The organism is Streptomyces sp. NPDC059092 (assembly GCF_042756365.1).
GTDB lineage: Bacteria > Actinomycetota > Actinomycetes > Streptomycetales > Streptomycetaceae > Streptomyces.
On the sequence record NZ_JBHZEJ010000013.1, the window covers coordinates 21,894 to 29,485 of the forward strand.

Annotated in this window: 5 protein-coding genes; all 5 read left to right on the plus strand. The window is 72.2% G+C overall.

Translation table 11 applies throughout. From position 1 onward, the window contains the following. Positions 1 to 35 precede the first annotated feature (35 nt). The 5 genes from ACFXPL_RS10745 to ACFXPL_RS10765 all read left to right on the plus strand — a co-directional run bounded on the left by ACFXPL_RS10745 (position 36) and on the right by ACFXPL_RS10765 (position 7,414). Positions 36 to 1,727 (plus strand): protein kinase, encoded by a 1,692-nt coding sequence (locus ACFXPL_RS10745; RefSeq protein ID WP_384915831.1) that lies wholly within the window; start codon positions 36 to 38, stop codon positions 1,725 to 1,727. A 124-nt stretch (positions 1,728 to 1,851) separates the two neighbouring features. After that, positions 1,852 to 2,631: a hypothetical protein gene (locus ACFXPL_RS10750; RefSeq protein WP_384915834.1), complete on the plus strand. Its 780-nt coding sequence runs from the start codon at positions 1,852 to 1,854 to the stop codon at positions 2,629 to 2,631. Positions 2,632 to 2,753: 122 nt separating this feature from the next. Then, on the plus strand, positions 2,754 to 3,440 hold the full coding sequence (locus ACFXPL_RS10755) for a PadR family transcriptional regulator (protein WP_384915837.1): 687 nt from the start codon (positions 2,754 to 2,756) through the stop codon (positions 3,438 to 3,440). A 303-nt stretch (positions 3,441 to 3,743) separates the two neighbouring features. Beyond that, complete coding sequence (locus tag ACFXPL_RS10760; protein WP_384915840.1) at positions 3,744 to 4,571, plus strand: ABC transporter ATP-binding protein; 828 nt, start codon at positions 3,744 to 3,746, stop codon at positions 4,569 to 4,571. Then, entirely contained in the window at positions 4,568 to 7,414 is a 2,847-nt protein-coding gene (locus ACFXPL_RS10765) for an FtsX-like permease family protein (protein ID WP_384915843.1), read from the plus strand. Before ACFXPL_RS10760 ends, ACFXPL_RS10765 begins: the two co-directional genes overlap by 4 nt. The last annotated feature ends 178 nt before the right edge of the window (positions 7,415 to 7,592 follow it).

Consider the following 7,592-nt stretch of genomic DNA (forward strand, 5'->3'; position numbering starts at 1 on the left):
GACCGCGTCCACGCGCGACGAGGGGGAGCACAGTCATGAGCCACGACGGCGCACGGGGCCGCCATGCGGGCGGTTCGGTCGCGGGCGGCCGGTACCAGCTCCGCGATCTGCTCGGCGAGGGCGGGATGGCGTCCGTGTATCTCGCGTACGACACGGCGCTCGACCGTCAGGTGGCGATCAAGACCCTCCACTCGGAGCTGGGACGCGAACAGTCCTTCCGTGAGCGCTTCCGCCGCGAGGCGCAGGCTGTGGCCAAGCTGTCGCACACCAACATCGTCTCCGTCTTCGACACCGGCGAGGACACCCTCGACGGCGCGGTGATGCCGTACATCGTCATGGAGTACGTCGAGGGGCACCCGCTCGGCTCGGTGCTCCAGCAGGACATCGGGCAGTACGGCGCGATGCCGGCCGACAAGGCGCTCAAGGTGACCGCCGATGTGCTGGCCGCGCTGGAGACCAGCCATGAGATGGGCCTGGTCCACCGGGACATCAAGCCCGGCAATGTGATGATCAACAAGCGCGGTGTCGTGAAGGTGATGGACTTCGGCATCGCCCGCGCCATGCAGTCGGGCGTCACGTCGATGACGCAGACCGGCATGGTCGTCGGTACGCCGCAGTACCTCTCGCCCGAACAGGCGCTGGGACGCGGGGTCGACGCGCGCTCCGACCTGTACTCGGTCGGGATCATGCTCTTCCAGCTCCTGACGGGCCGGCTGCCGTTCGACGCGGACTCACCGCTGGCGATCGCGTACGCACACGTCCAGGAGGAGCCGGTCGCGCCCTCCAGTATCAACCGGTCGCTCACGCCGGCGATGGACGCGCTGGTCGCACGGGCGCTGAAGAAGAACCCCAACGAACGTTTCCCGAGCGCGGACGCGATGCGCGACGCGTGCGTGCGCGTCCTGACGGCCGGGCAGCCGGTCGCCCCGGTGATCGTGCCGGGCGCCCCGCAGAACAGCAGCGGTTCGGGCGTGGGCTCCGCGGTCTTCCCGCCGGTGGACCAGTCGGTCCAGGCCCCGGCCCCGCAGAGCGCGCAGGGCGTACAGGGCTTGCCGGGCGGTGTGCAGACGCCGTACCAGCCGGGTCCCTACGGCCCGCCGACGCCCGCCGCCGCATCGGCGTACGGCCCGATACAGACCACGTCGCCGGCCCACCCGCAGGGTCCGGGCTACGGCTATCCGCAGGCGCCCCCGGCGTACTCGACCCCCGCGCCGACGACGCCGTACAGCGTCTCCCCGCACGGCTCCGCGGGCTCCGGTGCGGGCAGTGGCGGGGGCGGGGGCGGCAAGCGGAACACCCTGGTCGTCGTGGGCTCGATCGCCGTCGCGATCCTGGCTGTAGGCGGCCTGATCGCCGCCCTCTCGCGGAACGGCGACACGAACGACGACAAGGCCGGCCCGGACGTCGCCACCGACAGCGCGTCGGTGTCGGCGGACCACCGGGACCCGGAGCGGAACCGCACGATCGACTCCGACAAGTGCACGGACCCCTCCGAGGACAGTCTGGACCCGTCGAAGGTGTTGGCTCCCGACCTGCGGTACAAGGACATCATCTCGGTGAAGGACTGCCTGCGTAAGGCGGGCTGGACCTGGGCGGAGCCGAAGAAGAAGGACGACGGCTCGCAGGCCGAGGACATCGTGATCACCCAGTACCCCGAACCGGGCTCGGCGGTCCTGCCCAAGGAACAGCGGTTCGAGCTGACGATCTCCACGGGGGACGCGGGCTAGGACGGTCCGGCCCTGCTGGGCGCGGGTGACCATCCCGGCCGGGCGGTCCCCGCCGGGCCGCCCCGGACAGGCCGCCCGAAACGTCCGAGATGCCGGTTCCGGTGTCCCATGTGACGCTGAGTCGGTGAGTTCGAGTCCCCCGCTCCACGCCCCGGGCGCGACCGCGGTCGCCGTCGCGGCGCTGCTGCTCATCGCGCCCGTCGCGCCTGTCGCGTACGCCGGGGAGTCCGGGGCGCCCGCCGCGCCCGGGACGTCCGTGATGGAACCGGAGACCGCCACGTCGCCCACAGGGCGGCCCGCGAGCGAGGGACACCCCCGGCCCGGAAGGCCGACGGGAGGCCAGGTCGTACGGCCCGAGGAGGCGGGGCCGGCGATCGGCGCCGAGAACGACGAGGGCAGCGGGGGCGACGGAGGCACGGACTCCGGGAACGCCGCCGGGAGCGCCGACCCGGAAAGCGGTACGGGCGGTACGGGGCGCGACCCGGAGAGCGGTACGGGCGCGGGGGCCACACGCCCCGACAAGAAGCCGCCCGGCGCCCCCACGACGCCGCCCGGCGGTTCCGCCCGCCCCTCCCTCAAGGCGCCCTCCGCGTCCGCCTCTTCCCCCTCCTCCTCCACGTCGCCCTCGCGTGCACGGCCGGACCGGTCCGCGAAGACCTCCGAGGCGGGCGGGGAGGAAGAGGCGGCGGGGGAGGACGCGGCGCTGCCCGAGGCGGTCGCGCCGATCCCCGAGACGTCCGCGGCGTCCCGGCCCCCGGCCCCCGACGCGGCCCGCGAGCGGGGCGCGGGCTTCGTCACGAACGCGTCGGGCCGGCCCGTCTCCGTCCTGACGCTGGGAACCGGGATCACGCTGATCGGACTCGGGATCGGTTTTCTCGGGCTGCGGCTCCGCCGGGGCCTCTGATCCTCACCTCTCCTCACCTGCGACTTTTCACCCCCGGGCGTCCGCGTAGTCCTTACGACGTACTTACGAGCTCCCTCTCAGGTCGCTTGCGGGCCACAACATACTCGGTATACATACTGAGTATGTCGATTCGCCATGGGCTTCTCGCCCTCCTGGAACGTGGCCCGCGCTACGGCTCTCAGCTCCGTACGGAGTTCGAGTCGCGCACGGGTTCCACGTGGCCGCTCAACGTCGGTCAGGTCTATACGACGCTCGGCCGGCTGGAACGCGACGGCCTGGTCGCCCAGGACGGCGAGGACGGAGCGGGTCACGCGCTCTACGTGATCACGCCGGCCGGCCGCACGGAGCTGAAGTCCTGGTTCCGTACGCCCGTCGACCGGGCCAGCCCACCCCGCGACGAGCTGGCGATCAAGCTCGCCATGGCGGTGGGCGCGCCGGGGGTCGACATCCGGGAGGTCATCCAGTCGCAGCGCCGCCACACCATCAAGGCGATGCAGGACTACACGCGGCTCAAGGCGCAGGCGCTGGAAGCCGCTCCGAAGGACCGGGACGAGGTGGCCTGGCTGCTCGTCCTGGAACAGCTCATCTTCCAGACGGAGGCCGAAGCGCGCTGGCTCGACCACTGCGAGGTCCGGCTGATCCGGCTCTCGATGGTGCCGGTGCGCGAGGGCCTGCCGGTGGAGGAAGCCCTGGGCAAGCCCACCGACGATCCACCGGACGGCGCGTCCGGTGGCACGTCCGGTGGCACGTCCGGTGAAGCCTTCGACCGGGCGCCCGCGGAAGGCGCCCGCCGGTCCGGCGGTCACTGACCCCGCCGCCTCCGGCGGCCGTCTCCGCCTCCCGGGCGGGTCCGGCGGGACGCAACCCCCGCCCGCGTCCCGCCGGATCCGCCCGGGCAGGGCCGGACGCTCGCGCTCACGTGCTCGGCGATGCCGCTCCACGCCCGTCCCGCGCACGTACCGCACCCAGCGCATGCGTCTGAATCGACGGATCCACCTCGTTCTCACCTCGTTCAAAGCACTGAACGCGTTCATCGCAGGCTCGTGCTCACCGCGCCCACGCATCGCACGGAACCGCACATCCATCCACGTACGTCCCATAGGGGGACCCTCATGGCCCGCAAGTCACAGCAGCAACACCAGCCACAGGGATCACAGGGTTCACAGGGGCCCGTCAGCTCGCCCCGGACGCCCCCGTCCCGGTCGGCCTCCACACAGACCCCCGTCCTCCAGCTCCAGGACCTGACCCGCGTCCACGGCAGCGGCGCCACCGAGGTGCACGCCCTGCGCGGGATCAACCTCGATGTCTTCCCCGGCGAACTCGTCGCCGTCATGGGCCCGTCGGGCTCCGGCAAGTCCACCCTGCTGACGATCGCGGGCGGCCTCGACATGCCCACCTCCGGCCGGGTGCTCGTCGAGGGCACCGACATCACCACCGCCGACCGCAAGAAGCTCGCGGCCCTGCGCCGCCGCAGCATCGGCTACGTCTTCCAGGACTACAACCTCATCCCGGCCCTCACCGCCGCCGAGAACATCGCGCTCCCCCGTGAGCTGGACGGCGTCTCCGCCCGCAAGGCGCGCGTCGAGGCGCTCGCCGCCCTCACGGAGATCGGCCTCGACCAGCTCGCGGACCGCTTCCCCGACGAGATGTCCGGCGGCCAGCAGCAGCGCGTGGCCCTCTGCCGCGCGCTCATCGGCGACCGGCGCCTCGTCCTCGCGGACGAGCCGACCGGCGCCCTCGACTCCGAGACCGGTGAGGCCGTGCTCGGCCTGCTCCGGGCCCGCTGCGACGCGGGCGCCGCCGGCATCCTGGTCACGCACGAGCCGCGCTTCGCCGCCTGGGCGGACCGGGTGGTCTTCCTGCGGGACGGCGCCGTCGTCGACCAGACCCTGCGCAGCGACGCGGACTCGCTCCTCTCCGGCCAGGCGGCCGAGCTGTGACGACCTGGTACCACTCCTGGCGGGCCGCACTGCGTATCGCCCGCCGCGACGCCTGGCGCTACAAGGGACGCAGTTTCCTCGTCCTGGCCATGATCGCGCTGCCCATCCTCGGTGTGAGCGCCCTGGACCTGACCCTCCGCAGCGCCGAGCTGTCCGTCTCGGAGTCCCTGGAACGGGAGCTCGGCAGCGCCGACGCCCGGTTCACCGACGCCGACTACGGCGGCGACGCGATCCTCCAGAGCCCCGACGCCCAGAACTACCAGGCGAAGAAGGACTACGAGGGCTCGTGGCCCGAGGGCGCCACCGACGTAAAGAAGGCCATCCCCGCGGGCGCCACCGTCCTGGAGGACTCCGTCGGCTCCGGGAAGCTGCACACCACCCACGGGCTGTTGCACACCGAGATCCGTGAGCTGAAGGCCACCGACCCGATGGCCCGGGGCATCATGCGCCTCGGCGAGGGCCGGTTCCCGGAGAAGAGCGGCGAGGTCGCGGCGACCACGCACTTCCTGGAGGCGAGCGGGCTGCGGATCGGATCCAAGCTCACCGCTCGTGGGCTGGACGCCGAGTACCGGATCGTCGGCTCGTACGAGCTGCCGAACGAACTCGCGGTGGACCAGGTCAACGCGCTTCCCGGCGCGATGCTGGACCCGCTCGACAAGGCGCTGAAGGCCGACGACCTGCCCGGCACGAGCGCCACCACCACCTATCTGGTCGACCGGGGCGCGTCCGGCCCCGACGGTTTCACGTGGAACATGGTCCAGGAGGCCAACGCCAAGGGAATCCTGGTGGCCTCCCGCGCCGTGACCCTGAACCCGCCGGACCGCGCCGATGTCCCGCTGTACGAGAAGGACGGCTGGAGCGACTACGAGCAGAGCACCGCGGCCCAGACCGCCCAGCTGGCCGCGGCCGGTACCGTCGTCGGCCTCGCGATGCTGGAGATCTGCCTCCTGGCGGGCCCCGCCTTCGCCGTCGGCGCCCGGCGCTCGCGCCGCCAGCTCGGCCTGGTCGGCGCCAACGGCGGCGACCGGCACCACATCAGGGCCATCGTCCTCGGTGGCGGGCTGGTGATCGGTGTCGCCTCGGCGGTCGTCGGTACCGTCCTCGCCGTCGGCCTGACCTTCGCCCTGCGCCCGCTCCTGGAGGAGTACCTGGGCAAGCGGTTCGGCAGCTTCGACATCCGGCCGCTGGAGCTGGGCGGTATCGCGCTGCTCGCCGTCGTGACCGGTCTGCTCGCCGCGATCGTCCCTGCCATCACCTCCTCCCGGCAGACCGTCCTGGCCTCGCTCACCGGCCGCCGCGGAGTCCGTAGGTCCAGCAGAGTGCTGCCCGTCGTGGGGCTGATCGCGGTCGCGATCGGCGCGTCGATCGCGCTGTACGGATCGCTGATGACCGACCAGTTCACCATCGTCGCGGCCGGCAGCGCCCTCGCCGAGCTGGGCGTGGTCGCGCTGACCCCCGCCCTGGTGGGGCTCTTCGGCCGGATCGGCCGCTGGCTGCCGCTCTCCCCGCGCCTGGCGCTGCGGGACTCCGTACGCAACCGGGGGCGCACGGCCCCCGCCGTGGCCGCCGTACTGGCCGCCGTCGCGGGCACCGTCGCGGTCTCCACGTACACCGCGAGCAGCGACGCCCAGTACCGGGCCGAGTACATGCCCAGCCTGCCGCACGGCGCGGTCTCCGTCATGGTCGCCGAGGGCGGCGGCGGCCGGGACGTGCCCACCGTGCGGGACGCGGTCCAGAAGGCCCTGCCCGTCGACATCCGGGCCGACGTGAACCGCGTCAACGTCGGCAAGCCCAGTTGTCCGATGTACGGCGGCGAGGAGGGCTGCGGGCAGTACGAGGTCGTCGTGCCCGAGGCCAACCAGTGCCTGCTGTGGCAGGAGGGCGAAGACGACAAGTTCACCCCGGCCGAGCGCCGCAAGCTCGGCAAGGACTGGCGCTGCCAGGAGGACAACGTCTACAGCCAGGTCGACGGTGGCGTGCTGGTCGGCGACGCCAAGCTGCTGAAGGTCCTCGACGTCAAGGACCCGGAGGCCTCGAAGGCGCTCGCCGAGGGCAAGGTCGTCTCGTTCGACAAGCGGAACGTCGACAAGGACGGCAAGGTCAGCATCCGGCTGATCACCGATATGGACGCTGCGGACAAGGCGCGGGAGGCGGACAAGGAGCCGCCGGGCGAGATCAAGTCGTTCGCCGTGCACGAGGTCCCCGGGAACGTCAACGCGTACGGCCTGTCCATGATCATTCCCCCGGACGCCGCGAAGGCGGCGGGTGTCGGCACCGTCCCGTTCGGCGCGTACTACTCGACCTCCTCTCTGCCGACCACCGCCCAGCAGCAGAAGCTGGACGGTGAGATCGACAAGACAGGCACCGACGTCAACCTGCGGATCGAGAGGGGTTACACCGCCGAGGCCAACATCGTGCTGCTGGCCCTGACCGTCTTCGCCGGTCTGATCACCATCGGCGCCGCCGGTATCGCCACCGGGCTCGCCCAGGCCGACGCGGAGGCCGATCTGAAGACGCTCGCGGCGGTCGGCGCCCCGGCGCGCGTCCGCAGGACGCTCAGCGGCTTCCAGTGCGGGGTGGTGGCGGTGATGGGGGTCCTCCTCGGCTCCGTGGCCGGGGTGCTGCCCGCCATCGGGCTACGGCTGACCGCTCGGCGCAGCGAGGAGGGCTGGTACCAGGAGGCTCTGGACCAGGGTTCGATAGCCCCCCCGCCGTTCGTGCCCGTCGTCATCCCGTGGGCCACGATGGCCGCCCTGCTGATCGCCGTCCCGCTGGGCGCGGCGCTCCTCGCGGCGCTGGTCACCCGCTCGCACCGGACGCTGGGCCGCAGGGCCGCCACGTAGCCGCGTAACGGCCGTGGTGCCCGCCGGGGAACAGCGGCCGGGCCCAGGACCTGGAGCCGTGGGCCCCGCCGCTAAAATCGACGGATTAGGTAGGGGGGGCGGGGCCGGGTTTAGCACCCGTGGGGGACCAAAGGACGCCGAGATATAGAGAGGGAAGCAAAGTCGCGAGAGAGACCCC

Bases quoted from the DNA above. Each gene is read 5' to 3' on its own strand.
- ACFXPL_RS10755 (WP_384915837.1), top strand. From the start codon at position 2,754: ATGTCGATTCGCCATGGGCTTCTCGCCCTCCTGGAACGTGGCCCGCGC.
- ACFXPL_RS10760 (WP_384915840.1), top strand. From the start codon at position 3,744: ATGGCCCGCAAGTCACAGCAGCAACACCAGCCACAGGGATCACAGGGT.
- ACFXPL_RS10745 (WP_384915831.1), top strand. From the start codon at position 36: ATGAGCCACGACGGCGCACGGGGCCGCCATGCGGGCGGTTCGGTCGCG.